The 25,988-nt window shown below is 61.1% G+C and carries 24 protein-coding genes; 13 read left to right on the top strand and 11 right to left on the bottom strand.

Going from position 1 to position 25,988, the window contains the following annotated elements; all coding sequences use genetic code 11:
- Nucleotides 1–212: 212 nt before the first annotated feature.
- The 4 genes from FOZ76_RS27875 to FOZ76_RS05215 all read left to right on the top strand — a co-directional run bounded on the left by FOZ76_RS27875 (nucleotide 213) and on the right by FOZ76_RS05215 (nucleotide 4,369).
- On the top strand, nucleotides 213–590 hold the full coding sequence (locus tag FOZ76_RS27875) for an antitoxin VbhA family protein (protein ID WP_246129299.1): 378 nt from the start codon (nucleotides 213–215) through the stop codon (nucleotides 588–590).
- 94 nt (nucleotides 591–684) lie between these two features.
- Entirely contained in the window at nucleotides 685–2,343 is a 1,659-nt protein-coding gene (locus FOZ76_RS05225; protein ID WP_143947092.1) for an ATP-dependent nuclease, read from the top strand.
- On the top strand, nucleotides 2,336–3,493 hold the full coding sequence (locus FOZ76_RS05220; RefSeq protein WP_143947091.1) for a UvrD-helicase domain-containing protein: 1,158 nt from the start codon (nucleotides 2,336–2,338) through the stop codon (nucleotides 3,491–3,493). The genes FOZ76_RS05225 and FOZ76_RS05220 overlap by 8 nt, the downstream gene beginning before the upstream one ends.
- 186 nt (nucleotides 3,494–3,679) lie before the next feature.
- On the top strand, nucleotides 3,680–4,369 hold the full coding sequence (locus FOZ76_RS05215) for a hypothetical protein (RefSeq protein WP_143947090.1): 690 nt from the start codon (nucleotides 3,680–3,682) through the stop codon (nucleotides 4,367–4,369).
- A 150-nt stretch (nucleotides 4,370–4,519) separates the two neighbouring features.
- Here FOZ76_RS05215 and FOZ76_RS28335 read toward each other — a convergent pair whose 3' ends face one another.
- The gene (locus tag FOZ76_RS28335; RefSeq protein WP_425473239.1) at nucleotides 4,520–4,765 is read right to left on the bottom strand and encodes a hypothetical protein; all 246 of its coding nucleotides are present in this window, start codon (nucleotides 4,763–4,765) and stop codon (nucleotides 4,520–4,522) included.
- A 10-nt stretch (nucleotides 4,766–4,775) separates the two neighbouring features.
- Nucleotides 4,776–5,672 carry a LysR family transcriptional regulator gene (locus FOZ76_RS05205; RefSeq protein WP_143947089.1) on the bottom strand — a complete coding sequence of 299 codons (897 nt, stop codon included), beginning with the start codon at nucleotides 5,670–5,672 and terminating at the stop codon, nucleotides 4,776–4,778.
- A 106-nt stretch (nucleotides 5,673–5,778) separates the two neighbouring features.
- On the opposite strand from FOZ76_RS05205, the gene FOZ76_RS05200 reads away from it, so the two are divergent.
- The 3 genes from FOZ76_RS05200 to FOZ76_RS27865 are packed head-to-tail and all read left to right on the top strand — an operon-like array spanning nucleotide 5,779 to nucleotide 7,711.
- Entirely contained in the window at nucleotides 5,779–6,675 is an 897-nt protein-coding gene (locus FOZ76_RS05200; protein ID WP_143947088.1) for an NmrA family NAD(P)-binding protein, read from the top strand.
- Nucleotides 6,676–6,696: 21 nt separating this feature from the next.
- On the top strand, nucleotides 6,697–7,347 hold the full coding sequence (locus FOZ76_RS27870) for an NADP-dependent oxidoreductase (protein WP_246129298.1): 651 nt from the start codon (nucleotides 6,697–6,699) through the stop codon (nucleotides 7,345–7,347).
- Complete coding sequence (locus FOZ76_RS27865) at nucleotides 7,259–7,711, top strand: zinc-binding dehydrogenase (RefSeq protein WP_246129297.1); 453 nt, start codon at nucleotides 7,259–7,261, stop codon at nucleotides 7,709–7,711. The genes FOZ76_RS27870 and FOZ76_RS27865 overlap by 89 nt, the downstream gene beginning before the upstream one ends.
- 451 nt (nucleotides 7,712–8,162) lie before the next feature.
- Here FOZ76_RS27865 and FOZ76_RS05190 read toward each other — a convergent pair whose 3' ends face one another.
- Complete coding sequence (locus FOZ76_RS05190) at nucleotides 8,163–9,239, bottom strand: aldo/keto reductase (RefSeq protein ID WP_143947087.1); 1,077 nt, start codon at nucleotides 9,237–9,239, stop codon at nucleotides 8,163–8,165.
- 154 nt (nucleotides 9,240–9,393) lie between these two features.
- On the opposite strand from FOZ76_RS05190, the gene FOZ76_RS05185 reads away from it, so the two are divergent.
- A complete protein-coding gene (locus FOZ76_RS05185) occupies nucleotides 9,394–10,311 on the top strand; it encodes an AraC family transcriptional regulator (RefSeq protein WP_143947086.1) in 918 nt (305 codons plus the stop codon).
- A 129-nt stretch (nucleotides 10,312–10,440) separates the two neighbouring features.
- Here the strand turns inward: FOZ76_RS05185 and FOZ76_RS05180 are convergent, their stop codons facing one another.
- Nucleotides 10,441–11,391, bottom strand: coding sequence for an alpha/beta fold hydrolase (locus FOZ76_RS05180; protein ID WP_143947085.1), 951 nt, complete (start codon nucleotides 11,389–11,391; stop codon nucleotides 10,441–10,443).
- Between the two features lie 73 nt (nucleotides 11,392–11,464).
- Entirely contained in the window at nucleotides 11,465–12,601 is a 1,137-nt protein-coding gene (locus FOZ76_RS05175; RefSeq protein ID WP_211366029.1) for an MFS transporter, read from the bottom strand.
- Nucleotides 12,602–12,976: 375 nt separating this feature from the next.
- On the opposite strand from FOZ76_RS05175, the gene FOZ76_RS05170 reads away from it, so the two are divergent.
- Complete coding sequence (locus tag FOZ76_RS05170) at nucleotides 12,977–13,612, top strand: TetR/AcrR family transcriptional regulator (protein ID WP_143947083.1); 636 nt, start codon at nucleotides 12,977–12,979, stop codon at nucleotides 13,610–13,612.
- Nucleotides 13,613–13,833: 221 nt separating this feature from the next.
- Here the strand turns inward: FOZ76_RS05170 and FOZ76_RS05165 are convergent, their stop codons facing one another.
- The gene (locus tag FOZ76_RS05165; protein ID WP_143947082.1) at nucleotides 13,834–14,700 is read right to left on the bottom strand and encodes an aldo/keto reductase family oxidoreductase; all 867 of its coding nucleotides are present in this window, start codon (nucleotides 14,698–14,700) and stop codon (nucleotides 13,834–13,836) included.
- Nucleotides 14,701–14,772: 72 nt separating this feature from the next.
- On the opposite strand from FOZ76_RS05165, the gene FOZ76_RS05160 reads away from it, so the two are divergent.
- On the top strand, nucleotides 14,773–15,405 hold the full coding sequence (locus FOZ76_RS05160; protein ID WP_143947081.1) for a TetR/AcrR family transcriptional regulator: 633 nt from the start codon (nucleotides 14,773–14,775) through the stop codon (nucleotides 15,403–15,405).
- An 8-nt stretch (nucleotides 15,406–15,413) separates the two neighbouring features.
- On the opposite strand, the gene FOZ76_RS05155 is transcribed toward FOZ76_RS05160, so the two are convergent.
- Nucleotides 15,414–16,148 carry an SDR family oxidoreductase gene (locus FOZ76_RS05155; RefSeq protein ID WP_143947080.1) on the bottom strand — a complete coding sequence of 245 codons (735 nt, stop codon included), beginning with the start codon at nucleotides 16,146–16,148 and terminating at the stop codon, nucleotides 15,414–15,416.
- 74 nt (nucleotides 16,149–16,222) lie between these two features.
- Between FOZ76_RS05155 and FOZ76_RS05150 the strand changes: the two genes are divergently transcribed.
- Nucleotides 16,223–17,152 carry an AraC family transcriptional regulator gene (locus FOZ76_RS05150; protein WP_143947079.1) on the top strand — a complete coding sequence of 310 codons (930 nt, stop codon included), beginning with the start codon at nucleotides 16,223–16,225 and terminating at the stop codon, nucleotides 17,150–17,152.
- 77 nt (nucleotides 17,153–17,229) lie between these two features.
- On the opposite strand, the gene FOZ76_RS05145 is transcribed toward FOZ76_RS05150, so the two are convergent.
- Nucleotides 17,230–18,075, bottom strand: coding sequence for a helix-turn-helix transcriptional regulator (locus tag FOZ76_RS05145; protein WP_143947078.1), 846 nt, complete (start codon nucleotides 18,073–18,075; stop codon nucleotides 17,230–17,232).
- Between the two features lie 98 nt (nucleotides 18,076–18,173).
- Between FOZ76_RS05145 and FOZ76_RS05140 the strand changes: the two genes are divergently transcribed.
- Nucleotides 18,174–19,064 (top strand): SDR family oxidoreductase, encoded by an 891-nt coding sequence (locus tag FOZ76_RS05140; RefSeq protein ID WP_143947077.1) that lies wholly within the window; start codon nucleotides 18,174–18,176, stop codon nucleotides 19,062–19,064.
- A 174-nt stretch (nucleotides 19,065–19,238) separates the two neighbouring features.
- Here FOZ76_RS05140 and FOZ76_RS05135 read toward each other — a convergent pair whose 3' ends face one another.
- From FOZ76_RS05135 to FOZ76_RS05125, 3 genes are read right to left on the bottom strand one after another with little or no spacing between them, the layout of a single operon-like run.
- Nucleotides 19,239–22,304, bottom strand: a complete 3,066-nt coding sequence (locus FOZ76_RS05135) for an efflux RND transporter permease subunit (protein WP_143947076.1) — start codon at nucleotides 22,302–22,304, stop codon at nucleotides 19,239–19,241.
- A complete protein-coding gene (locus FOZ76_RS05130; protein WP_143947075.1) occupies nucleotides 22,301–23,479 on the bottom strand; it encodes an efflux RND transporter periplasmic adaptor subunit in 1,179 nt (392 codons plus the stop codon). The genes FOZ76_RS05135 and FOZ76_RS05130 overlap by 4 nt, the downstream gene beginning before the upstream one ends.
- Before the next feature lie 9 nt (nucleotides 23,480–23,488).
- Nucleotides 23,489–24,901 carry an efflux transporter outer membrane subunit gene (locus FOZ76_RS05125; protein ID WP_246129296.1) on the bottom strand — a complete coding sequence of 471 codons (1,413 nt, stop codon included), beginning with the start codon at nucleotides 24,899–24,901 and terminating at the stop codon, nucleotides 23,489–23,491.
- 251 nt (nucleotides 24,902–25,152) lie between these two features.
- Between FOZ76_RS05125 and FOZ76_RS05120 the strand changes: the two genes are divergently transcribed.
- A partial coding sequence (locus tag FOZ76_RS05120; protein WP_211365975.1) for a MipA/OmpV family protein occupies nucleotides 25,153–25,988 on the top strand: 836 nt, incomplete at its 3' end.

Genomic DNA, 25,988 nt, shown 5'->3' with positions numbered 1-25,988 from the left:
GCGGCCCGCAGCCCATGGGCGAGGACTCGGCCCCTTGACGCGGCAGGAGTGCCCAGACGCTGCGCCGGGGGTAGGTGTTCAGGGCCATTGGCCCGTAACCCCTGCCCCCGAGGTTCCCGCCGGCGAGGGTGGAGAGTCCAGAGAGGCGAAGCCTCTTTGGGAAGTGGCCACGTTCGCAAATACCCGAGATAGCCGTCAATCGGGGAAATCTATTGATTGGCAGAAAAACAAGACAATTTCTGCGCAAAGTCTTTTCTGCCGGTCTTGCCTCAAAGCAACAAAAAAATCCCACGTCTTGTAATATAACGTTACCCAAAGCACGGGAGGCAGCTATGGCTGAGAACGGTACGCATGAAACGGGACTAAGCAAAACGATATCCGAGGTCGAGCGTGGCCGGCGTGAAGTGGCCGTTGATTACGCACGCCCATCTGTCGGCTTGGAGGGATTCTCGCTCAGTGCCTCAGATGAAGAACATGCCCAACGCTTCATCAATGGAAAATCGACCTCAGCGATTTTGTGCAGCCGCGTAGTGCCTTGGCGCATACAAAAGCTTAGTCATGACGAAGAAATTTTAGGTGGTTGGAGCTAGTGCAGGATAGGCTGTCGCCGGTTTTTGTCTTACGAGAACGGATGTACGGCCGCAGCGATAAGCCGCAGTGAGAAATTGGATAAAGAGGCAAAAAGTGCACGTCAAGTCGATTAGATTAATAAATTTTAAGAAATTCAGAGACATTCATCTCGCTTTCAACGACGACGTAAATATTTTTGTTGGAGACAATAACGCTGGAAAAAGCACGATTCTAGAAGCGCTTGAGGTTGTCCTTAATTTTAACTATCGCGGCCGCCCTCTCAGCGGTGAGCTTACGCCAGATCTCTTTAATAGAGAGGCCGTCCAACAATTTTTGGCGTCTGATAAGTCAGCTCAGAACTTACCCCCTCTTATCCTCGAGGCGTACATCGATGGCGTGCCAGACTATCGGGGGGCAAATAATAGTATGGGTTTGGACGCGCAAGGGGTGGTGGTCCAGGCCAGCTTTGATAAGTCTCTCGAAGAGGTCTATGCCGACCACATAAGAACAAAGCCAGACATGACTAGCATTCCAATTGAGTTCTACAAATTAGAATGGCTTGATTTCGGATGGAATCAGATAAGGTCTATTTCGAAGAAATTCACGGCTTTGTACATCGACCCCACTCGCATTCACCCCACGATGGGAAAAAATCAGTACATTTCCACCATTTTGAACACGGCGCTAAAAAAAGACGAGCTAGTAAAACTTACCCTCAATTACCGTGAGAACCAACAGGCATTCAACAGTTCCGGCGAGGTAAAAGCAGTCAATGACGGGCTGGATAGCGAAAATTTAATTACTGACAAAAAGCTATCAATTTCCGCAAGCACTTTGCCAGTCGGTTCCATCCAGACTGGATTACAGCTTCAAGTGGATGATGTGCCCTTTCACTTTATAGGAAAGGGCGAGCAAAGCAATATTCAGATCAAACTTGCTATTCAGAATAAGTCGAAAGATATCGACTTAGTAATGATGGAAGAGCCAGAAAACCATCTCTCTCACACCAATCTGAACAAGTTGGTACACTACATCGAGAATCAGCGCGGTGCAAAGCAACTATTTCTAACCACACACAGCTCATACGTCCTCAACAAACTAAGTATAGATAAGATTTGTCTCTTACATTCGGAATACAAGCGACTTAATACGCTGGATTCGGCTGTCGTAAAAATGCTAAAACGCCTTCCTGGCTATGACACTTTGCGGGTGGCTTTATCAAGGAATGTGATCTTAGTTGAGGGACCTTCTGACGAATTAGTCCTAAAAAAAATTTACCTCCGTAAGCACGGACACCTGCCGGAACAGGATGGAATAGATATCATCGTTGTACGCGGAGTAGGTTTTGGTACTTTCATAGCCATAGGAAAAGACATTGGCACTCGTATAAACGTGCTGAGAGATAACGATGGGGCTTACGAAGAAAACGTAGTTAAAGCACGTATAGATTATGCCGACCACCCCAATGTCAAGCTCATTTCTTCGGAGAACAACCTAGAGTTTTCTCTCGAACCGGCAATGATATATGCAAATGCCACCGACACGGCAACGCTTAACGCGTTCGCCAAAGAGATCTTATCCGCACAGACTTATTCGGCTTATGAAAAAGTCGCTTCACTTGAAGAACGTCGAGATTTTCTTATCGATTGGTTCCGAAGCGCTGACGGCAATGGTAAAGGCAGACGAAAAGTTGATTCTGCAATAAGGCTATTCGACGGCAACCTAAACTTCAGGTACCCCGCGTTCCTTGACGAGGTTTTCAATTTTGCCTAACGAACTCTGGATCGCTGGGGCTGGTTCTGGCAAGACCCACAAAATCATTCAAAATGCCATTGATATCATCAATACTGGTGGGCGGGTTTTGGTCGTCACATACACTGTCAACAACCAGGCCGAGCTGCGCTCTCGATTTATTAAGATGTATGGGAAGAGCAGTGACAATTTTATTGTTAAAGGCCTGCTCTCCTTTTATCTTGAAGACATTGTAAGGCCCTACCAGAGCGTAATTTTTCCCGAGAGAATTGCAGGCATCACCTTTACGGAAAATAATCCACACCTAATCCCCGGCACCACCACCTGGTTGCCGAATCGCCAAGAGAGAATAGACAGAACTATCAACCCCCTACATTACCTCACGCCTTGCAAAACGAGCGCCTATTCCGGGCTATTGGCGAAACTCGCAGCGTTGGTTAGTAAGATGGCAAATAACGCGCCAGCCAAACGATTGAATGAGATTTATCAGCGGATTTTTTTCGATGAGGTCCAAGACCTGGTAGGTTGGGATTACGATGTCATCAAATCGCTTAGCAACGTAATGCCCGATTCCATTTGTTGCGTCGGTGATTTCCGACAGACCATATACACCACAACTTTCGGCCAGAAAAAACCGCTAACCCGAAAAGAAAAAATACAGTACTTCTCAGCCATCAAATTCCAGCAGTGCACATTGTCAAGAAATCGTCGATGCATACAACGAATCTGCGATCTGTCCGATCTAATTCATCCCGACTCCGATCACAAGACCGAATCTGAGGTGAAGAAAATTCCTGAGGCGCTAGCAGATCATCACGGTGTTTTTGCCGTTAGGCATTCTCAAGTACGCGAGTATCTCGACACATATAACCCTCAGGTCTTGCGCTGGTCATCCACGACCGGAAAGAAGTTCTTACCAGAAGGATTGACCTGCTATTCATTCGGGACGAGCAAGGGCCTCGGTTTTGATCGAGTGCTAGTTATAGCTCCGGAGAAACATCTCAATTTTTTGAGCGGAGACCACAAGGCCTTCGACAAGGATAAGACCGAAGAGTCAAGGAACAAGCTCTATGTAGCAATCACCCGTGCACGTTATAGCTTGGCATTTGCCGTTGAAGAGAAGCTTTTAGGAAAACTTCCGTTCCCACTATGGAATCGCGCCGGGCAGTAAAATTCATAAGTGGTTTTCACATCGATTGATATCGTATGTTTGGATGCAAAATCCTTAATTTATTTTTCTGCACATACCTTCTTCACATCAAATTATTTGACGCCAAGCTAAAAAATAGCTCGCTTCCACATTGAAGTAGAAAACACCTTCAAGCGGAGTAACGCCTAATCCTGGCATTAGATATCAATGGACATACCCTCTCAGCACGTATTTTCAGCACTTTCAGATAAAGGTGTAACCGAGCTGCATCATGCCAATAGCGTCGCGACAGCATGCCAATTCCTGAGAAGCAAGGCTCTGATGTCTCGTGGCACGGTGGAGCGCCTGGGGCTGACCCAGACAGCACAGGCCTCTGATGAAGCAGATAGGCGGTATAGCATCTGGTTTGATGTATTTGTAGACTCCGTAGATATCCATGCTAGAGCAAGCCGCGCCAATGCTTATGGCCCTGTATTATTTGTCTTTGACCTCACACTAATTGATCGAAACAAGACAGGCCGGATCTGGGTGACCAAAGAAAATCCGACAAAATGGTCTGGTAAATCAGATGAAGAAAGATGGTTTCGAGACAAAGATGAATTAGCCAGAGATTTTGTGAGAGGCCAATTCGATCAAATGATCGTATTGCGGCATTGTGGTGGATCACTGCCGTTTGGGCGTCATCTGAAAAAAATTGTCCTTGACGATCCAAAGCTGAAAACAGATGAGGGCGTGGATATCTATAGCATGGCGGTTGGTGCCCTACGGCTTGCGATGCAAGATGCCAACATTGATGTTCCCATTGAACGCAGGCAGTGCAATGCAAATTGCAGGTGTGAAGCCTACTGGGAAAGTGACGATGACCGTCTCTTTAAAATGTTTGATCCGAAGATATGACAGCTCATTCGAGCCATTGCGGTACAGCCCCCTTCCTGCCACTGTACCGAAATTTCGGTACAGTACAGGTACAGTGACCAGTTTTCATCAATTCAGGTAAAATACGCTAACCTACTGATTTGAAACTGGTTTTACCTATTTCAACCTACGCTAGAATTCGCCCCATTTCCCTGTAGAAACACTGTAAATCACCGACTCAAAATCCCCCGCCGCAAGGCGTGCCGGTTCGATTCCGGCCCCGGGCACCAACGACTTGTTCCATACAGGCTCAGGTTGCACCACGCGCGTGGTCAGCGCTGCGCCAGCAGAAAAGCGCGATCCCTGCGGGATCAGCAGATAGCGGCCGGTCGCGGTGTCGTACACCGACTCCGTCACCATGCCGATCACGTCGCCCACCAGGTCGGACTTATGGTCCCTGATCACGATTCGCGAAATGAGCCACCAGAGCATCGACGAAGACCCTTACCTTCGCCGAAAGGCTTCGGTGGCTCGGATAAAGCGCATGCGCATCCACCGATGGCGTTGTCCAGCGAGGCAGCAATCGAACCAGCCGCCCGTCGGCCACGGCGTCGGATGCGTGAAAGTCCGGTAGCAGTCCGACGCCAATGCCAGCGATCAGCATCGTCTTCATGACTTCGGGCTCCGGGATGACGATGCCAGGCGGCACCTCGACCTCCCGAACGCTCCCGTTGGTGCCGCGGAATGCGAAGGCCTGCCTTCGATCGGCATGCGAAATCCATCGGTGATTCGCGAGGTCCTCGGGCCGCACAATTTCGGCATGGTGCGCGAGATAGGCGGGGCTGGCACAAGGCCACAACGAGAACGTCGCGAGCCGTCGCGCTATCAGCTCGGAGTCCTGCAGCGGTCCGATGCGAATCACGACATCCATCTGTTCGAGCTGGACGTCGATCGGCTTGTTGTTCACTGAGAGGACGATGCGGATATCCGGATAACGGCGGACGAATGCCGGCAGCATCGAGGCAAGCGGACCCGTAGCGAACGTGAAGGGCGCATCGACATGCAAATCGCCGACCGGCACGCCCACCAAACCAGCCATGGCATTCTCGGCTTCACCCACCTCGTCGAGGATGCGGCGAACGTGCCGCCTTAGGAGCAGGCCGGCGTCGGTGAGGCGAAGATGACGCGTGGAGCGTTCCACGAGCGCCGTGCCCATGGTCTCCTCCAGGCGCGCCAGCGACCGGCTCACCGACGACTTGGGCATTTTGAGGAGCCTCGCAGCGCCAGAAATACTGCCCAGCTCGGCGATGTACGAGAAAACAGTAAGTTCGGTGATATCGAGCATGTCCCGATCGTTCCAAATCTGGAACATCGAGTCTATCACCAGGTGACTAATCGGAGAGAGCGGAACGGCCTAGAGTGGGGACTCATCCCATTTCCGGAGTTTCCCCATGAAGCAGACCATTCTTGTCGCCGGCGCCACCGGCATGCTCGGCAGTCGTATCGCCCATCATCTCCTGGAACGTGAAGACGCCATTGTGCGGCTGCTTCTCCGCCCAGGGCTGGAGGGAAAGAAGCGGGCCACCGCCGATGAGCTGGTGACTCGGGGTGCCGAAGTCATCGAGGGCGACCTGGCGGACCACGCATCCCTGGACAGGGCGACTCGCGGCGTGGACGTGATCGTATCGGCGGTCCAGGGCGGCACCGACGCCATCGTGGACGGCCAGGTGGCGCTCGCAGAAACAGGTAAGCGCAACGGCGTGCGACGCATCCTTCCTTCGGACTTCGGCCTCGATCTGTTCAAGGCGACCCCGGGTGAGCACCCCGCGTTCAACGCCCGCGCCACGGCCGACAAGGTCATCGAAGGCCTCGGTATCGAACACATCCACATGTTGCAGGGTGCGTTCATGGGCATGCTGCAGCCGGGTTCCCCGTTGATCGATTACGACAAGGGAACAGTGACCTTCTGGGGCGACGGCAAACAGCCGATCGAATTGACGACCGTGGAGGACACGGCTCGCATGACGGCGCGCGTCGCGCTCGATCGCGACGTGCCGAGCGGCAAGTTCGCCTTCGCGGGGGATCGCCTTTCGTTCCAGCAGGTCGCCGACATCGCGCAAACGCAGACGGGCAAGACGTTCAAGCGTCATTCCCTGGGCAACGAACAGCAGCTTCGCAGCGCGATGAAAGAGATGGCGGCGAGTGATCCCGGGCGGGCGATCATGCTGGCGTACCAGCTCTACATGCTCAACGGACAGACCTCGCTGGACGACCTCCAATCGGATCGCTATCCCGACTTGCGTTTGCAGAACTACACATCGTTCCTCGCGGAGCAGCTTGGCGACTGAACGCAACCGCGGGAGAATCCCATGCCGGTCCACATGATGATGGCAATTCGATTCCACGAGTTCGGTGGGCCCGAGGTACTTCGGTACGAGGACGCCCCAAAGCCCGGCCTGAAGCCGGGCGAGGTGCTGGTGCGCGTTCATGCCGTAGGCGTGAATCCACCCGATTGGTACCTGCGCGAAGGCAACAAGATGCTTCCGCCCGAATGGCGGCCACCCATCGCGCTGCCGGCCATTCCGGGGTCAGACGTGTCGGGTGTCGTCGAAGCCGTCGCTGCTGAGGTACCGGGATTCGTCGTGGGTAACGAAGTGTTCGGGATGGTTCGCTTCCCGAGCTTCGGCGACAGCGCCGCTTACGCCGAATACGTCGCGGCGCCGGCGTCGGACCTCGCACTGAAGCCTGCCGGCATCGATCACGTGCACGCCGCGGCGGCGCCGATGTCTCTGCTGACCGCATGGCAGTTCCTGATCGATGTCGGGCACGATCATCCCAACCCGGTCCAGCCTGGGCCGCACCGTCCCGTGCCGCTTGCCGGCGCGGCCGTGCTCGTCAACGGCGCAGTCGGTGGGGTGGGTCATCTGGGCAATGCAGTTGGCGAAATGGAAGGGTGCGCGCGTCATAGCCGTGGCATCGGGCGCACACGAGGCGTTCTTGCGAAGCATCGGCGCAGATGAGTTCATCGACTACACGAAGACTGCGCCGGAGGACGTAGCACACGACATCGACCTGGTGCTCGATACGCTCGGTGGTTCGACAACCGGGCGTTTCGTTCGAACGATCAAGCGCGGCGGTGCGTTGTTCCCGGTTTTTCCCCTAGGCTTCGACGGCGCCGACGATGCGGGCAAGCATGGCGTCACGGTGTCGGCTACGCAGGTTCGCTCGGATGGCGCGCAGCTTGCGGAGATCGGGAAGCTCCTCGATGCCGGGATCATTCGCGTCGCTGTGGATGGCAGCTTCCCACTGGGTGAGGCACGCAAAGCCCATGAACGAGCAGCGAAGGGACACATCCGGGGCAAGATCGTGCTCACGGTTCGTTAAGGACCTTTATTTCCTCAAGCTTGCAGGAGACGAGTCATGCCCCAAGAAGATATGGAATCGGCAAAGGGTGTCGCACTGACCGGTGTAGGAAGGGTCGGATCGGCTTGGGCGATGAGAAGGCGCTCGACGACTACTTCAACCAAGCAGACCACGTTTTCCACGAGGGCGGCTTTTTCTTGGCGCGCCCTCCTCCGGGCGGGTGCGGGTCGATGACACCGCAGGCAGGGATCGCACGTAGTCTCCCGTTCTGCGATCAACGCTCCATGTCAGCCCGACGCAGGGTGCATTGACTCGCGAGCACCGCCACCTGCTGCCCGGTCTTGCCGCTGAATAACAGTTGATGGTCTGCTCATCGTGGCAACCCCGTCACTTGCGCATGCGGGTATCCACGCGTAGCCGTTGCGATAGGCAACGCCATCACCGGGCATAGGTCATCGTTCGCTGCACTCTGTCACCCCCTCCTCCGGCCCACGACCGTCGTGCCGCCGAACATCAGTTGCTGCGCCATCGGACGGCCCATGAAGCGCTCCGGAAAGATCGGGGCCAGCGCGCTGGCTTCGTCGAGGCGGGCGAGCTGCGCTTCGGTGAAGGCGACCGCCAAGGCACCAAAGTTGTCCTCGGCCTGGGCGAGCGTGCGCGCGCCCACGATCGGCGAGACCACGGCCGGATTGCGCAGCGTCCAGGCAAGCGCTACCTGCGAGCGCGAGGCGCCCAGTTCCCCGGCGATTTCGCCCACCACGTCGGCGATCGCCAGCGCGCGCTCGTTCAGATGCCCGGTGGAGGCGATGACGCCCTTGCGCGTCGGCGAGACGCCGGCGGCATTCTCGTCGGAAAGATCGGCCCGGCTGTACTTGCCGGTGAGGATGCCGCCGCCGAGTGGCGACCAGGGCAGCACGCCCAGGCCCAGTGCCTGCGCCATCGGCATCAGTTCATGTTCGACGGAGCGCTCGACCAGGCTGTACTCGATCTGCAGCGCGACGAACGGCGACCAGCCGCGCAGGTCGGCGATGGCCTGCATCTGCGCGACGCGCCAGGCCGGCGTGTTGCAGATCGCGACGTAGAGGATCTTTCCGGCCCGCACGAGATCATCGAGTGCCCGCAGCACCTCTTCGGGCGTCGTGGTGAAGTCCCAGGCATGGACGTGGAGGAGATCGATCCGATCCGTGTCGAGCTGGCGCAGGCTGGCCTCGACCGAGCGCACGAGGTTGAGGCGGTGATTGCCGCCCGAGTTCGGGTTGCCCGGCTCGCGCGCCATCGTGAACTTGGTGGAAAGGACGATACGCTCCCGCTTGTCCTTGATGAGACCGCCCAGGATCGTCTCGGCGCTGCCGTTGGTGTAGTTGACGGCGGTGTCGATGAAATTGCCGCCGCGATCGACGTAAGCGTCGAAGATGCGTTTCGCCTCGGCGTCGTCGGCACCCCAGCCCCAGTCGGAGCCGAAGGTCATGGTGCCCAGCGCCAGCGGTGAAACACGAAGGCCGGATCGTCCGAGCAGGCGGTATTGGTCCAGAGCATTCGATGTCGTCATTTGTCGCGATCCTTTGATGGGGGGGTTGGCTGCCATATCGTCGTCCGATTCCATCCGCTGCCGATAGCCTGCTTGTCCGGTTTGCTTGCACGATCGTCCGGGTTTGGCCGATTCGGGTTTTACGTCTGACGATGGCCGCCGTAACATGACTGCCATGAACAAGCTCGATACGCTCGTTGATCTCATCGGCCGCCATGCGCCGGCCGATGGCACCCATGAGACCCCGCTTCCGGGAGTGAAATTGATCCGTGCGTCGTCTCCGACCATGCCCATGCCGGTGATCTACGCGCCCACGCTCTGCCTGGTCGCTCAGGGCACCAAGCAAGCAGCCCTCGGCACGACGGCATATCGCTACGATCCCGCGCATTACCTGGTCGCGTCCGTCGAGCTGCCGGTCATGGGATCGGTCATCGAGGCAAGCGCGGCTCGTCCCTATCTGTGTCTGCAACTCGATCTGGATTCGGCCGAACTCTCGGATCTCGCGATCCGCTATCCGGCACCGGCCAAGGATGAACCCGCGAGCCCCGCCGGGTTGACGCTGAACAGAACCACCCCGCCATTGCTCGATGCCGCGATACGACTGGTGGGCTTGCTGGATACCCCGCATGACATCGATGCCCTCGCACCGCTCACCATTCGCGAGATTCTCTACCGCCTCTTGACCGGCACCGGCAGCGGCGTCATCCGCCGTATGGCCCAGGCAGACAGCCGGCTCAACCGGATCGCCCGCGCGATCGTCTGGATCAGGGCGCACTTTCGCGGCCCTTGCCGCATCGAAGACGCGGCGGACGTCGCGGGGATGAGCCGCTCGACCTTTCACCTTCATTTCAAGGCCGTCACGAGCATGAGCCCCATCGAGTTCCGCACGCACTTGCGGATGCAGGAGGCGCGTCGGCTGTTGATGAGCGATGCAGTGGATGCGGCCAGCGCCGGCTTCCAGGTGGGCTATGAAAGCCCGTCTCAGTTCAGCCGCGACTATGCCCGGATATTCGGCATGCCGCCGGCCAGGCATGCCAGCCAGACGAGACGGCAAATCACCCCAAGCATGCCGGATATTCGCCGGCCTGTGTGACACGCACCGTAATCCCGACACCAGGGTGCTTGCTCCAACTTTCACGGCGGTGCCCTCTGCCGGACACGAGGCAGCGAGCCCACCTTGAGACGGGTGACTTGGCGACCCGCGAGCGGCAAGCCGCGTGACTCAGCGAGCCCGCAGGAAGTCGACCACGGCCGCGTTCAGCGGCGCTGCGCACTCCTCCGGCAACCAATGACCGCAGCCGGGCAGCACCAGGCCCGTCACGTCGGTGGCATAGCGCTGCATCTGGTCGACCTGGTACTGCCCCATGCCACCGTGGCCGCCACCGCCGATGGCCAGCGCCGGAATGGTGACTTTGGTCTGCGCAAGCTGTTTGTTGTCCTGCACCCCCTGGTTGAGGACCCGGTAGTACTCGAAGGCAGCGTTGAGGGTGTGCGGCTTGGCGTAGGACTTGGCGTAGAGGTCGAGCAGCTCGGGCGTGAAGACATCCTTGTTGGTCGCATGCTCCTTGATGAAGTGCTCGAAGAACACGCGCTCCTTGCCGGTGATCAGCGTCTCGGCCAGTCGCTGGTCGGCGGCGAAGAAGCTGAAGTGCCACACCAGCGATTCGCCCTCCGGCGTGAAGGCCGGAAACGAATAGATGCTGTCGTCCGGGATCGGTGCTTCCATGTAGACCACGCGGCGGATGTCGTCCTGGCGCTGGACCAGCATCGGGTAGGTGTTCCAGATGCCAATGTCGTGCGCCACCAGGTCGAACTTCTCGCCGCCGCTGAACTGGACGGCCAGCTTGTACAGCAGCGGAGCAATGTCCGTGGCGCGGTAGGACGGCGGCACAGCGGACTGGCCCAGTCCGGGCAGGTCCGGCGCGACCACGGTGAACTGCTTGGCCAGCTCAGGCATCAACTGGTGCCATTCATACCAGCTCTGGCCAAAGCCATGGACCAGGTAGACCAGCGGCCCGGAACCGCCCTTGACGTAGTGGAGCCTGACGCCGTCGATGGTCTGGTAGCCGCTGGCGAAGCCCTCGGGCACCGGGAACTCGTCGGCGGCGAACGCGGGGGCAGCCAGCGCCACACTGGCACCGAGAACGAGCGTGTTGAAAAGACGTTTGAACATGGCAGTGAAATCCTTTATGGATGGAGGGTGAAAGAGGGAGAAATTGCTGAAACCACGTGGATATGCCGCCGGTTCAGTGCCCGGCGCTGCGCGTGCGCGGGCCTGGACGGAATCCGTGCGTCCTGGCCGACCACGCGATGACGAAGCCTATCGCCACCAGCACGGCCAGCGCCCAGGGGAAGGTGTGCGCGCCCCAGCGATCCAGCAGAACGCCGCCCAGCACGCCGCCGCCTGCGATCACGCTGTTCCAGGCCACGACATTCATCGATAGCGCCACGTCGGCGCCGTCGCCGGCGGTGTCCGCCAGTGCGGTCTGCAGCAGGGTCGCTGCGCCGCCGAAGGTCAGCCCCCACACCGCCACGCCCACGTAAACGGCGGCCGGGACCGTGGCCAACCAGACGAATAGCAGCGACACGATGAAGAATGTCGCCAGGCAGGCGAGCACGGTGCTGCGCAAGTGGCGCTCCACCAGCCGACCCGTGATCGCGATCCCCACCAGCGCCACCGTACCGAACACCAGCAGAACGACATCGACCCGATCGAGCAGCCCGGCCTGCGCCACGAACGGCGCGACATAGGTGTAGAGGATGTTGTGGGCCAGCATCCAGGCCATGACTGTGGCGAGTACCGGGCGCACGCCCGGCGTGGTGAGCACCTTGCGCAAGGCCATGCGTTCGCGCCCGGACTGGCCGGGGTAATCCGGCACTTTGGCCAACACCCAGACGATGAGCAGCAAGGTCAGCGCGGACATGATGCCGAAAGCACTCCGCCAACCCACGGCACCGCCCAGCCAGGTCCCCAGCGGCACGCCCAGCGACAGCGCGATGGGCGTGCCGACCATCGCGATCGCCATCGCCTGACCCTGTTGATGCGGCTGCACCATGCGCCTTGCGTAGCCGGCCAGCAGGCTCCAGGCCAGGCCCGCCGCAACGCCGGCAAAGAAGCGCGCGAGCAGCGTGAGCCAGTAGTTCGACGACAGCGCGGTGACGGAGTTGAACACCAGGAAGCCGCTGATCGTGAGCAGCAGCACGTTGCGCCGCCGCCAGCCGCGAGTGGCGATGGTCAGTGGAATGGCCGCCAGTACCGAGCCGAGCGCATAGGCCGTCACGGTCTGCCCAGCCAGCGAGGCACTCACGCCCAGTCCTTGGGATATCTGCGGCAACAGGCCGGCGGGGAGTGTTTCGGTGACGATGCAGATGAAGCCGGTCATCGCCAATGCCAGCAGTGCCGCAAGTGGCAGCCGTTCAGTCGGCGCTTCAGCAGTCGAAGAAGTTGGAGAACTCACGCTTTTTTCCTTGGGATGATCTGGCGTTTCAGGTGATTCAAACGCCTAGATATATATCAATCGATACATATCTAGGCGAAAAAAATCCGCTTATCAGGCGGGAGCAGACAGGCTCGGCGATTAGTCGGACGGCCGACCGACGACCAGAACGACGCCGAAGCGGAATGGCACAGGATGCACGATCCGGCCTGTCCTTCACTCAATATATATATATCGAGTGGTACAAATATAGGCGCCGAACCGGCAGTTGTCAATGACTTACGTATCGATTAGTATTTATGTCGAAAGAAGGAGTACACCATGGCACAAATGGGCAGACCGCGCACCTTCGATCGAGACGCTGCGGTCGAACAGGCGCTGCACCTGTTCTGGGAGCAGGGCTACGAATCCACCTCTCTGAGCCAACTGAAGGCCGCCATCGGCGGCGGCATCTCGGCGCCCAGCTTCTATGCGGCCTTCGAATCCAAGGAAGCGCTCTATGAGGAGTGCACGGCGCGCTACCTGGCCACTTACGCAAAGGTCACCGAATGCCTGTGGGACAAGGAGCTGCCTCCCAGGGAAGCACTGGAACTGGCCCTCAGGCGTTCGGCTCGAATGCAATGCGAACGCGGGCATCCCAAAGGTTGCATGGTCGCCCTGGGCGTGATGAGCGCGCCATCCCCCGAACTCTGCACCATCACGGCGCCGCTGACGCGTTCACGGACACGGACTCGCGCCGGCATCAAGGCCTGCATCGAGAGGGGCATCGCCAATGGTGAACTCAGGCGTGATGTCGATCCGCGTGCGCTGAGTACCGTTTTCGACAGCTTCCTGATCGGCCTCTCCACGCTTGCCAGGGACGGCGTTGGAATTCAAGTCATGGACGCGGCCATCTCTCAGATCATGGGTCTTTGGGTTATGTCCGCACCCCAGCGAAATCAACCCTCGACAACCTAGTGCCATCGGGTATGGCTCAGAGTGCGTGCTGTTTCTCCATCCCCGGTCACACTACCCAGGGTGACGAGGCCCTGACGGCGCGGGCCGGGAGCAACCCGGGCGCAAGTCCACTGGCAGCAGTGCTCCTGCGGCGTCGGTGACACGAGCCTCGCTGGTCGTCCGCAGGACGAGACGACAGATGGAACGTGTGCGCCTCGCATGGCCGATACCTTGCTCCCAATCTATGCCGCGACCTCATCGAGCAGGGCGAGCACCTCATCCGGCAGTTCGAGTTCGGCTGCGGCGAGATTCTCCTGCAAATGCGCGACCGAGGAGGTGCCGGGGATCAGCAGGACATTCGGCGACCGCCGAAGCAGCCATGCGAGTGCCACCTGCATCGGCGTGGCGTCGAGGCGGCTGGCGACCGCCGACAGCGTGGACGACTGCAACGGCGTGAACCCGCCGAGGGGAAAGAACGGTACATAGGCGATGCCGTCACGGGCAAGGTCGTCGATCAGGGCGTCGTCCTGCCGATGCGCGATGTTGTACATGTTCTGCACGCAGACGATGGGCGTGATCGCGCGCGCCTCGGCCACCTGCGCAGCGGTGACATTGCTCAGGCCGATATGCCGCACCAGCCCCTTGCGCTGCAATTCGACCAAAGCCGTCAACGGTTCCTCGATCGAGCCCTCGGCCGGACCGTCCACTTTGAGCATGATCCGCAGGTTGACCACGTCCAGCACGTCGAGCCCCAGATTGCGCAGATTGTCATGCACCGCCTGCGTCAGGGCCTGCGCCGAATAGGCGGGTAGCCAGGAAGCGTCTTCCCCGCGCCGGGCACCGATCTTGGTAACGATGGTCAGATCGTCGGGATAAGGCTTCAACGCCTCGCGGATGATCTGATTGGTAACGTGCGGGCCGTAAAAGTCGCTGGTATCGATATGGTCGACCCCCAGCGCGACGGCCTCGCGCAGCACGGCCAACGCCGCATCCCGGTCCTTCGGCGGGCCGAACACGCCCGGTCCGGCGAGCTGCATGGCACCGTAGCCAAGCCGCTTCACTGTTCGGGTGCCAAGGGAAAACGTGCCGGTCTTGTCGATGTTCGTCATATCTATCCTTCCTGAGTCGTCAGGCCAGGCAGTAGTATATGAAGCATCCTTCACTTTTAGAATTCGCATCCCATGAGCAGAGTCTCAGCGGCTCTGAAGCCGCGGAAATCCCCGGTCCAGGCGCGCTCGCTGGCGACGGTCGGCGCGCTGCACACTGCGACCATTCAGGTTTTGACGCGGGAGGGCCTGAGCGGCTGCACGACGACGCGCGTCGCCGAGCGCGCAGGCATGTCGGTCGGTAGCCTCTATCAGTATTATCCGAACCGCGATGCGCTCCTTGCCGCCGTCCTGGAAAAGCACCTGGACGGCGTTGCGGGCGCCGTCGAGCATGTCTGCCGCGCCCATCGAGACAAGCCGGTTGCCGAGATGGCTGCGGCCCTGGTTACCACCTTTCTTGCCGCGAAGCTGCGCGACCCCCAGGAATCGAAGGCGCTCTATGCGGTTGCGGGAGATCGGGGCGGCACCGAGTTGGCAGCTCGCGCGCATGCGCGCATCGTGGCGGCTATCGCAACGATGCTGACGAGCGCTCCTGATGCCCATTTCGATGATCCGTCCACGACCGCCACGATCGCCCTCAACGCGTTGATGGGGCCGGTGCGGGCGTGGCTCGACGGACATGCTCAGGCCGGCTTCGAAGCAAGCCTCAAAGGACACCTCGTCCGGCTTCTGACGGCATATCTCCAAACGCATCGGCTGCGGCCGTAAGGGTCGACTCAGCCCTGTGCGGTTGGACGAATAACAATGCTGCCTACATCCACTTCAGGTGGTTGCTCGAGTGCAAAGAGGATGCCGCGCGCGATCGCGTCAGGTGAGATCGCAATACCTCCAAGGCGCTCGTCAATCAGTTTCTTCGCGGCCTTGTCCGTGATGCTGTCACCGAAATTCGTGGCGATCACCCCCGGAGAGATTTCGGTCACGCGAAGATTTTGGCCTGCCTCCTGCCTTAGCACCTCCGTCGCCGTGCGCACCGCGTTTTTAGTGGCGGCGTAGACGCCCATTGTTGGGACAATCTGGATGCCAGCCGTTGAAACGACGTTAACTATATGACCGCTTCCCTGTTGCGCAAACACCGGTAGGGCAGCGGCGATGCCGTAAAGCGTGCCGCGCAAGTTAACGTCTATCATTAAATCCCAGTCTTCGACACGCAGGGCATCAAAGCGGGAGATCGGCCCAACCCCGGCGTTGTTAACCATGACGTCGAGCTTGCCGCCTCGCTCGACCGCGAATGCGACAAGCGCCTCAAGCTCGCCCCGGTGACGTACATCGGTTGCCTTGAATACGGCTTTGCCGCCCGCGGAAGTAATTTCGCCCGCAACGGCCTGAAGCGCTGATTCGTTACGGGAACCCAGCACAACGAACGCACCGCGCTCTGCAAGCAACTTCGCCGTCGCACGACCAATCCCGCTGCTTGCCCCCGTGATTGCGACAACTTTGCCTCTGATACTCATGACTTCTTTCCTTCGGAGAATAATTTCCGAAAATGATATGCGACCGATTCAAGATCATCTATGCTGTGCTGTCTATGAAACTGTCGCGATCGTCCAAACCTGTGCTCGACCCTCTGTCAGACGTCCTTGACGTTCTCGGCGCAAGGGTGACTAGACGCACGCGACTGGAAGCTGCGGGACGATGGGCGCTCGAGTTTCCTGCCGTCGACCGGCTGAAATTTGTCGCCCTGCTGCGCGGGAGCCAATGGATGCTGCTTCCAGGACGCGCACCACAGCTTCTGAATGAAGGGGACATATGCTTGCTCGGACGCATTGCCTATGCGGTGGCGAGCGACCCGGACGTGACGCCAATTGACGGTCAAACCGTTTTCGGTTCCGGCTGCGACGTAGCGTGCATCGGCGGAGACGATACGATTGGAATCGGGGGAACAGTCACGTTCGCGGCCTCAAACGCAGATTTCCTACTCGAGCGGATGCCGGCGTTCATGATCGTTCCCCGATCTTCGCCCGCATCCGCGGCGATCGCAACAATCCTCGCACTTGTGAATAACGAGATAGAACGGGATACGATGGGAAGCGAGATCGTGAGCGCCCGCCTTGCCGACGTGCTGGTAGTGGAGGCGATCAGAGCTTACGCCGGTGATTTCGAGCAAACTCAAATGGGATGGCTCGGCGCTATTTCAGATCCTCGGCTTGGCAGAGCGCTTCGCGCAATTCATGAAGATGTCGCGCAACCCTGGACGGTGGCTCGACTTGCCAGTGTGGCCGGCATGTCCCGCGCTGCCTTCTCCGCGGAGTTTTCACGCCGACTGGGACAGCCGCCGCTTGCTTACTTGCGAGCGTGGCGTCTTACCATCGCTCGTGCGGCATTGGCGCGAGGGGATACGACTATCGCTCGCATAGCGAGCAAGGTCGGCTATACGTCACAAAGCGCTTTTTCCCACGCATTTCGACGTGCCTTTGGCTCTCCTCCGAAAGCTAGTGCCCGATTGCCCCCACACTGATCCGCGCAGACCTTCTAAAAGGTCGATGCGCACGATACCTGCCCGGCTGCCAACGGGCTCTTCGACAACAACGTACCTCAGCGTCGGTCGACGCGTTCATTTACAACCTTCAGCGCTGCACGAAGGCGGTCGGCATCAGCGCTTGTAACAGCGTTGTAGACGATCATGCCAAGGTCGGGGCGACCGTCGATCGCAAAGGCCGAGTACTCCAATGCGATCAGGCCGAGCGTGGGGTGGCGAATCAGCTTGGTGCCTTCCCCATGCACCCGGACATCATTGTCGCGCCACATGGCTGCAAACTCCGCGCTGCGCGTGCAAAGCTCTTCCACCAGCTTCCCGATTTCCGACGCTGCCCCTGCACGCGCGACGTCGGCCCTGAACGCGCCAACGACGAATCGAGCCACGCCTTCCCACCCCTCCTGGGCAGCCCGGACCCGGGGGTCGCAAAAAATGAGACGGAGGATGTTGCGCTCGGCGGATGGCAATTTGCCGTAGTCGGTCAATACCAAAGCCGCGGCACGGTTCCATGCCACCACATCCCAGGTAGCGGTCTTGATGATTGTAGGGCTGATTTCGAGAACGTCCAGCAGACGCTGCAAGCGCGGCGTGACGCCTTCGGACGCCGTGTACTTTGCTTCGGGAGCATGGCCGAGGCCAAGCATGAAGAGATGCTCGCGTTCCGCTTCGGTCAGCATCAACGCGCTGGCAATCCTGCTCAGCACCTGCGCAGAGGGTGCGCCACCGCGACCTTGTTCGAGCCAGGTGTACCAGGCCGTACTGATGTTCGAGCGCTGCGCCACCTCCTCGCGACGCAGGCCCGGTGTGCGCCGGCGTGCGCTCGAAAAGCCGAACGCGGCGGGATCGAGTCGGCTGCGGCGGTCCCTCAAATAAGCGCCGAGCGGTTTTTCCTGGGCGGCTGGCATGTCGATGCTGTTAGTTCCCATACCACGATAAAGTCACGGCTTTAACGGGATGTAGCTTAGGTTCAGACTCGATCTCACGCAACCAAGGAGATCCAAGCATGCGCATTTTCCTGACGGGTTCCACCGGCTTCATCGGTTCCAAGATCGTGCCTGAACTCATTCAAGCCGGCCATCAAGTGCTCGGGCTGACGCGCTCGGACGTGGGCGCGGCCGAGCTGGCGGCGGCGGGTGCGCAAGCCCATCGGGGCGACATCGAAGACCTCGACAGCCTGCGCAGCGGGGCATCCGTATGCGATGGCGTCATCCATACGGCCTTTGATCACAACTTCGCGAACTTCGCCGCCAACTGCCGGAAGGACAGCCGCGCCATCGCGGCAATGGGAGCCGCGCTGGAAGGCTCCGATCGCCCCCTCGTCATTACCTCCAGCACCGCCATGGGCACAGCCGGGCCCGGTCGATTCGCCACCGAAGACGACTTCAATCCCGAGAGCCCCAACCCGCGGGTTGCCTCGGAGCTTGCGGGGCGCGAATTGTCGCAGCGCGGCGTGAATGTATCGGTGGTGCGCTTGTCCCAGATCCATGACACCCGCAGGCAGGGCCTCGTCACGGACATGGTCAGGCTGGCCATCGAAAAAGGTTGTGCGGCCTATGTTGGAGAAGGGCTCAACCAGTGGTCCGCGGCGCACGTCTGCGACGCGGCGCGCCTGTTCCGACTTGCCTTCGAAAAGCATGAGCCCGAGGCCCGCTATCACGCGACTGCCGAGCCGGGCATCGCGTTTCGGCACATTGCGCAGGCCATCGGCCAGCGTCTCGGGCTGCCTGTAGTCGCTATTGCGCCGGAAGAAGCGGCCGGCCACTTCGGCTGGCTTGCGGCGTTTGCAGACAAGGACATGATGGCTACGAGTGCCATGACGCAGAAACGGCTGGGATGGAAACCGACCGGCCCCGGCCTCATCGCCGATCTGGAACAGATGCAAGCAGCCTTCTGAGGCTCCTGGTCGAGGCGAGCCACCTGATCCCACACAGGCTTTGGGGGCGTTCATGGCAGGAAGAAGACACCCGCGGCGTACACGACTACCGGCCGGCTCGGTCGTGATGCCGCAGGTCGGCATCGGCTTCTCGCATCCGCTCGACACGAAATGGCGCATGATGGGCGCGGGGAGCTACGAGCTCCTGCCTGATGAGATCCGTGACGACGTCGTTCCTGCCTGGAGCCACTGCACAAGGTCGTCGATACAACTGTAGAAGACCGGGATGACGAGCAGGCTCAAGAGGGTCGAAGTCATCAACCCGCCGATGACCACAAAAGCCATGGGTGCGCGAAAGCTGGGGTCTCCCGCCCAGCCCATGGCGATCGGCACCATGCCCGCCCCCATCGCGATGGTGGTCATCACGATCGGCCGGGCCCGTTTTCGGCATGCGTCGAGAATGGCGTCCCAGCGGTCGAGGCCGTGTTCCTGGCGAGCGATGACGATGTAGTCCACCAACAGAATCGAGTTCTTCGTCGCAATGCCCATCAGCATGATCAATCCGATCATGGCTGGAAGCGACAGCGCCGAATGGGTGACGAACAAAGCGAGGAAAGCGCCTGGAACGGAGAGCACCAGCGCCACCAGAATCGTGACCGGCTGCATGAAGTCCTTGAGCAGCAGCACAAGCACCATGTAGATGCACAGCACGCCGGTCAGCATCGCGATGCCGAAGCCCGTTGCCAGCTCGGCCATCTCCTCCGCATCACCCGCTGCCGCCTGGCGTATGCCTGCCGGCAACTGACGCAGGCTCGGCAGTGCCTGCACGGCCTGCTCGACCTCCCCCAGGGGCCGGCCCTGCAGGCTCACTTCGAAGTTGACGTTGCGCAGGCGGTCGTGCCGCGTGATTTCCGACGGGCCGCTGCTCCATTCCAGTGATGCCACGCTCTCGAGCGGCACCATCCCCTTCGTACCCGGGACGGGCAGACGTTTGAGGGTTGCGATGTCTTCGCGCGCGGCATCCGCCAGGCGGATCATCACCGGCACCTGGCGTTCGCTGAGGTTGAGCTTGGGCAGATCCTCGGTGTTGTCGCCCACCGTGGCGATACGCAGCGTGTCGGCGATGTCCAGGGCCGACACGCCCCGATCGGCGGCGCGTGCGAAATCGGGACGCACGATGAGCTCGGGCCTGACCAGGCTGACGGTGGAACTGACCGCGCCGATGCCGGGAATGGCACGCAACTCCCGCTCGATGCGCCGGGCATGCTGCTCGAGCACCCGGCTATCCTCGCCGGCCAGCACCAGCTCATAGGTGTCTCTCGAATCGTTCGTTCCCACATGGGATCGCACACCGGGCAGCGTCGCCAGCGCCACGCGCAACTGCTGCTCGATTTCCTGCTTTCTGATGCCCGCCCGGTTCGCACGATCCGCCAGGCCCACGGTCAGCACAACGGTGGTCACACCGGCACTGTTGCCGTCCGTTGCGCTCCCGACAGCGGCAAAGACGCTCGTGACATACCGATGTTCCTCCAGTCTTGCGCGCGCCTGCTCGGCCAGCGCCGTCGCTTCTGTCAAGGTGCTGCCGGGCGGCAAGGTCAACGTCGCCTGCGTCTGCGAATTGTCGTCGGGGGGCATGAACGAGCCCGGCAGGGTCGAGGCCAGCCAGAGGCCGCCGGCGAAGCATGCCGCCGCAGCGACGAGTGTTGTCTTGCGGCGTCGCAGGCACCAACTCGCGCCGACCAGATAACGCGTCACCCACTTGGGCTCGCGATGGCCATGGACGGGCTTGCGCAGCAGGTAGGCCGCCATCATCGGCGTGAGCAGGCGCGCCACCACCAGCGAGAACAGCACCGCCACGGAGGCTGTCCAGCCGAACTGGATGAAGAACCGTCCCACCGTACCGCTCATGAATGCCGTGGGCAGGAACACGGCGATCAGGGTGAAAGTGGTGGCGACCACCGCCAGGCCGATTTCCGCCGCGGCATCCATCGCGCCCTGGCGGGCGGACTTGCCCATCAGCAAATGACGCTCGATGTTCTCGATCTCGACGATGGCATCGTCCACCAACACCCCGATCACCAGCGAGAGCGCCAGCAAGGTCACGATGTTGAGCGAGAAGCCCATCAGGTGCATGAGCGCGAAAGTCGGGATGATCGACAGCGGCAGCGCCACGGCGGCGATCAGCGTCGCCCGCCAGTCGCGCAGGAAGAAGAATACGACCAGCACGGCGAGCAGCATGCCCTCGTACAGGATGCGCATGGAGCCCTGATAGTTCTCCAGCACGGGCCCCACGAAGTCGAAGGCCTGCCGGACCTCGACATGGGGGTATTGCGCCCGCAGGGTCTTCATGGCGGCCTGCACGCCCCTGGCCACGTCGACCTCGCCATAGCCCTGGGCGCGCGTCATCTCGAAGCCCACGACGGGCAGGCCATCGAGAAACGCCGCCGAACGCCGCTCGGCCACGGTATCCGTGACCGTCGCGACCTGGTCGAGACGAATGCGGCGGCCATCGCCGAGCGCAAGTTCCATCGCCGCCAGCTCGGCCGCCGATCCGGCGGTGGCGATGGTGCGCACGGCCTGTTCGGCACCGCCGACCGCTGCACGACCACCGGGCGCTTCCAACTGCGCCTGACGCAACTGGCGCGAGACGTCGAGTGCCGTGGTGTTCAATGCGAGCAGGCGATCCGGCAGCAGGTCCACGCGGACTTCGCGATCGACGCCGCCGATACGCCGGACGGCGCCCACGCCCGGCACGGTCAGCACGGCCTTGGTGATTCTGTCGTCGACGAACCAGGACAGCGCCTCTTCGTCCAGGTGGGAGGACGTCACCGTATAGAGCAGAAGCGGCGCGCTGGAAAACTCCCGTTTCCGGATCACCGGATCACGCAGATCGGCGGGCAGGTCGGAGCGAATGCGCGACACGGCGTCGCGCACGTCATCGACCGCTTCCTGCACGGGCTTTTCCAGCCGGAACTCGATGTGGATCTCGGCGTGGCCATCCGTCAGCGTCGTGGTGATGTGCTTGACGCCGGACACCGTGGCAATGGCGTTCTCGATCTTGCGGGCAACTTCGTTTTCCATCAGGGCGGGGGCGGCCCCCGGCAGCGAGGCGGAGACGACGACCCGGGGCAGGTCCACGTCCGGAAAGTTCTGGATGAACATGCCTCGGAAGGAGAACAGCCCGCCCAAGGTCAGGAGAATGAAGAGCAGGACGACCGGAACCGGATTCCGGATCGCCCAGGAGGACGTATTGATCGTCATGGCTGCCTCGCCGGCGTCGACGTCGCCGGTGCGGCGGAACTCGCTTGAGATGGCGGGTTGCCGCTCTTCGCATGCTCGATCACCCGGACGTGATCGCCGTTGCCCAGGAAGGCGCCGCCCGCTGCCACGACGCGGGCGGCAGGATCGAGGCCCGAGAGGATTTCGATCCGATCGCCCGCGTGCTGGCCCAGCACGACTTTCAGCTCCGTGATCCGGCCGTCATCGCCGACACGATGCACGTAGCCGAAGCCATCGCGGATCTGTACGGCAGAACGCGGTAGCGTCAAAGCCTGACGGGTTCCCAGCTCGAATTCGCCACGCGCAAACATGCCTGCCCGGGCGACCTCGCTCGCCGGTAGATCGACGTAGACCAGGCCATTGCGGGTGGCGGTGTCCACAAGCGGAGCGATCGTGCGCAAACGGCCTTCCAGTTCGTGGCCCCCCGACAGGGCGACCCGGGCGGTCTGGCCGGCTCGCAGCTTCTCCAGCTCGAAAGCCGCGACCTCGGCCCGCCATTCCAGCCGGCCGCGCCGCAGCAGGCGGAACAGTTCCTGGCCGGAACCCGTCACCGCGCCCACGGTGGCCGTGCGCGACGTGATGGCGCCATCGTCGGGCGCGACGATGCGTGTCTGATCCAGGCGCAGCCTCTGCGCTTGAACCTGTGCCTGCGCCGACCTGAGCCGCGCTCTGGCCGTGCTTTCGGCTGTCTCGTACTGCTGAATCTGCTGCTCGGAGAGCGACCCGGCCTCCTTCAGACGACGAGCGCGCCGCGCATTGGCAGCGGCTTCGGCGAGCGTCGCCTCGGCCTCCGCCACGGCCGCTGTACTCCTGTCGAGCTCCACCTGGACCGTATCCGAGGCATACCTCGCCAGGACCTGGCCCTTCTTGACTTCGTCGCCGACGTCCACGTTGACGTCCACCAGGCGAAGGCCACTGATCTGCGTGCCGATGCTGATCTCCTGCCAGGCAGAGATATCGCCGTTGGCCGCGACGGTGGTCTGCACGGCCCGAGGCTCCAGTGTCGTCACCGTGACGGACAAGGACGGCTGTATGGAAGGCGCAGCCAGCGCGTCGTTCCGCGGGGAATCCGTTTGCATCGGAAACAGCGCGGCAGCGCCGGCCGTCACGGCGACAGCGACGATGCAGACATATATTCTTCTTCTTGGGGACGACATGCTTCAGGCCTATTCAACGGGTTTGATCTGTTGGCTCGCTCGCGATACCGCGCTGATACGCTGCATAGCGTCAGCGTCCCACCCGCCGCCCAGTGCGCGGTACAACGTGATCCAGGCAAGCACTTGCTGTTCATCGGTGCCGATGAGATCTCGCTGTGCCGAGACCTTGCTGCGCCTGGCATCCTCCAGTTCGAGCAAGGAAGCCATGCCAGCCTGATACCGGGACTGCAATGCGAGAAAGGAGCGACTGAAACCGTCGGCAGCGGCCTGGGCGGCAGCTCTGCGTTCGGTCGCGCTCTGCAGCTCGACGAGCGCGCCCTCGACCTCCTGGATGGCCTCGCGCAATGTCCCCGCATAGATCGTCGTGGCGGCCTGGTGGCGGACGCGGGCCGCCTCGGCGTTGGCGCGGCCGCGCCCGCCATCGAACAGCGGCATCGTGACGGCCACCGGACCGATCTGCCAGACACGGCCGTCCGTGCGCACGCCACCCATGCCGAGTTGCTGGATGCCGATGCTTCCCGTCAGGGAAACGCGCGGCAGGCGCTGGGCATCGGCCTGGGCCACACCGGCGCTCGCCGCAACGACCTCCTGCTCGGCCGCCTGGATGTCGGGCCGCTGCACCAACACCTGGGCTGGCACGGCAGCGATCTGGATGGCAGCGGGGCCGGGCAACAGCGCCGTGCGCTCGACGAACGCACGCCTCAGATCCCTTTCATCCCTGGCCGATAGCGCGACCAGCGCCTTGATCCAGAGATCGCACCGGGCTTGTTGCTGTATCCGCACGGTCGTGCCCTGGGCCGCGCTGGCGCTGGCCAGATCGGCCGTGACGCGGGATTCAAGGCCGGCGTCGGCCGCCAGTGCGGTCAGCCTCGAGGTTTGCGCTCTGGACTGCTCATCCTGCTGTACCTGCAGCAGCAGGGCTTCGCAGGCCCTCAGGCGGCTGTAGCTCATCGCCACTTCCGCTGCGACGGCCACCCGGGCCGCGTGCCAGTTCGCTCGAGAAGCCGTCAGCCTGGCTTGCGCCCCGCGTTGTCCCGCGCGGTTGCCGCCGAACAGGTCCAGCTCCCAGGAGGCCATCAGGCCGATGGAAGACACGGTTCCTGTGGGGTCGTCCAGGTCGACCCGGCCACGGCCGCTACGGGCATTGACGTCGAGCGACGGTTGCAAGGCCGCGCCGTGGGCCACCCACTGCGCACGCGCATCCGCGATGGCTGCGCCTGCCTGCGCGATGGTGGGACTGACGGTCTGGGCCGCGTCGATCAGGGAAAGCAGCGTGGGATCATCGAACGTGCTCCACCACCGACGCAGATCCTCCCACTGGCCGCCAGGGGGCAGCGGCGCATGCCAGCGATCCGCGATCGAGTCGGTGGCGGCCGGCGAATGGGATGCAGGCGGCAGGGACGCACACCCCGCCATGAACATGAGGGCCGCAGCCGCCGGGAGCAGCGAGGCGCGACGAGCCCGGCGCTCTCCGGGCCTTCGCGGCCACGACACCTCGAAAGACGCCGCGGGGTGAACTGAATGAGGTTGGAACATGCAGAACGATCCAGGCGTTGATTTCCTGCGCCCAGTGTCGCCCTGCGTTTCTTTCCCGTTTCTTACCGGCTGCGCTTATCGAGCCAAATGGAATCTCAGTAAGAAACGGGTAAGAGAACCCTCGTGATGATGCCGCTTTGACCGCCATCAGGAGCGCAGCCATGGGTTCTCATCACCCCCTCATTCTTACTGGTCAACTTGCCGCCAGGGGGTTGACGCTCGCCGCCCTCGTCGGTGGCCTGGTGCTCGCTTCACCGGCGGCCTTCGCCGACGATGCGAACCCCCGGAAAACCACCTGGGGTCTCGGCCTGGGCGTCGTCGGCAACCAGGAACCCTATATCGATATTGACCGCGATACCACCGTCCTGCCCTTGCTGCATGTCGAGAACCGGTATGTCCGGTTCTTCGCGACCACACTGGAAGCCAAACTGCCCGGCTGGCAATTCAGCGAGACCAACAGGATCGATTTTCGCCTCGTCGGCCGCTGGGAAGGGTCCGGTTATGAGTCCGACGACTCCTGGGCGCTGGAGGGCATGGACGAGCGCAAAGGCGGCGTCTGGGCCGGCGCCAAGGTGCAGTGGCAGACCAGCCTGGCGAACCTCAGTGCGGATTGGACGCACGACGTTTCGGGCAACAGCAAGGGACAGCGCTTCAATCTCGGCCTGGACAGGTCCTGGCGGCTGGGCGAGCGCTTCACCCTCACGCCTCGCATCGGCGCGGCGTGGCATGACCGCAAGTACGTCGACTACTATTACGGCGTGCAGGCGCATGAGGCGCGGGCCGGACGGCCCGAATATCGCGGCGACTCCGGAATCAGCACCGAAGTCGGCTTGCAGGGCGTCTACCGTTTCAACAAGCACCATTCAATGATGTTCGACGTTCGGGCCAGGAGACTTTCCTCCAACGCCAAGGACAGCCCGCTGGTGGATCGCTCCACCGACAACCGCGTTTTCCTGGGCTACATGTACCACTT

The sequence above is a fragment of the Verticiella sediminum genome (assembly GCF_007558815.1).
Taxonomy (GTDB): domain Bacteria; phylum Pseudomonadota; class Gammaproteobacteria; order Burkholderiales; family Burkholderiaceae_B; genus Verticiella; species Verticiella sediminum.
The sequence above is the reverse complement of the archived record's forward strand: the minus strand, read 5'-3'. Positions and strand labels throughout refer to the sequence as shown.

Bases quoted from the DNA above. Each gene is read 5' to 3' on its own strand.
- FOZ76_RS05215 (WP_143947090.1), top strand. From the start codon at position 3,680: ATGGACATACCCTCTCAGCACGTATTTTCAGCACTTTCAGATAAAGGT.
- FOZ76_RS05205 (WP_143947089.1), bottom strand. From the start codon at position 5,672: ATGCTCGATATCACCGAACTTACTGTTTTCTCGTACATCGCCGAGCTG.
- FOZ76_RS05200 (WP_143947088.1), top strand. From the start codon at position 5,779: ATGAAGCAGACCATTCTTGTCGCCGGCGCCACCGGCATGCTCGGCAGT.
- FOZ76_RS27870 (WP_246129298.1), top strand. From the start codon at position 6,697: ATGCCGGTCCACATGATGATGGCAATTCGATTCCACGAGTTCGGTGGG.
- FOZ76_RS27865 (WP_246129297.1), top strand. From the start codon at position 7,259: ATGCAGTTGGCGAAATGGAAGGGTGCGCGCGTCATAGCCGTGGCATCG.
- FOZ76_RS05190 (WP_143947087.1), bottom strand. From the start codon at position 9,239: ATGACGACATCGAATGCTCTGGACCAATACCGCCTGCTCGGACGATCC.
- FOZ76_RS05185 (WP_143947086.1), top strand. From the start codon at position 9,394: ATGAACAAGCTCGATACGCTCGTTGATCTCATCGGCCGCCATGCGCCG.
- FOZ76_RS05180 (WP_143947085.1), bottom strand. From the start codon at position 11,391: ATGTTCAAACGTCTTTTCAACACGCTCGTTCTCGGTGCCAGTGTGGCG.
- FOZ76_RS05175 (WP_211366029.1), bottom strand. From the start codon at position 12,601: ATGACCGGCTTCATCTGCATCGTCACCGAAACACTCCCCGCCGGCCTG.
- FOZ76_RS05170 (WP_143947083.1), top strand. From the start codon at position 12,977: ATGGCACAAATGGGCAGACCGCGCACCTTCGATCGAGACGCTGCGGTC.
- FOZ76_RS05165 (WP_143947082.1), bottom strand. From the start codon at position 14,700: ATGACGAACATCGACAAGACCGGCACGTTTTCCCTTGGCACCCGAACA.
- FOZ76_RS05160 (WP_143947081.1), top strand. From the start codon at position 14,773: ATGAGCAGAGTCTCAGCGGCTCTGAAGCCGCGGAAATCCCCGGTCCAG.
- FOZ76_RS05155 (WP_143947080.1), bottom strand. From the start codon at position 16,148: ATGAGTATCAGAGGCAAAGTTGTCGCAATCACGGGGGCAAGCAGCGGG.
- FOZ76_RS05150 (WP_143947079.1), top strand. From the start codon at position 16,223: ATGAAACTGTCGCGATCGTCCAAACCTGTGCTCGACCCTCTGTCAGAC.
- FOZ76_RS05145 (WP_143947078.1), bottom strand. From the start codon at position 18,075: ATGCCAGCCGCCCAGGAAAAACCGCTCGGCGCTTATTTGAGGGACCGC.
- FOZ76_RS05140 (WP_143947077.1), top strand. From the start codon at position 18,174: ATGCGCATTTTCCTGACGGGTTCCACCGGCTTCATCGGTTCCAAGATC.
- FOZ76_RS05135 (WP_143947076.1), bottom strand. From the start codon at position 22,304: ATGACGATCAATACGTCCTCCTGGGCGATCCGGAATCCGGTTCCGGTC.
- FOZ76_RS05130 (WP_143947075.1), bottom strand. From the start codon at position 23,479: ATGTCGTCCCCAAGAAGAAGAATATATGTCTGCATCGTCGCTGTCGCC.
- FOZ76_RS05125 (WP_246129296.1), bottom strand. From the start codon at position 24,901: ATGTTCATGGCGGGGTGTGCGTCCCTGCCGCCTGCATCCCATTCGCCG.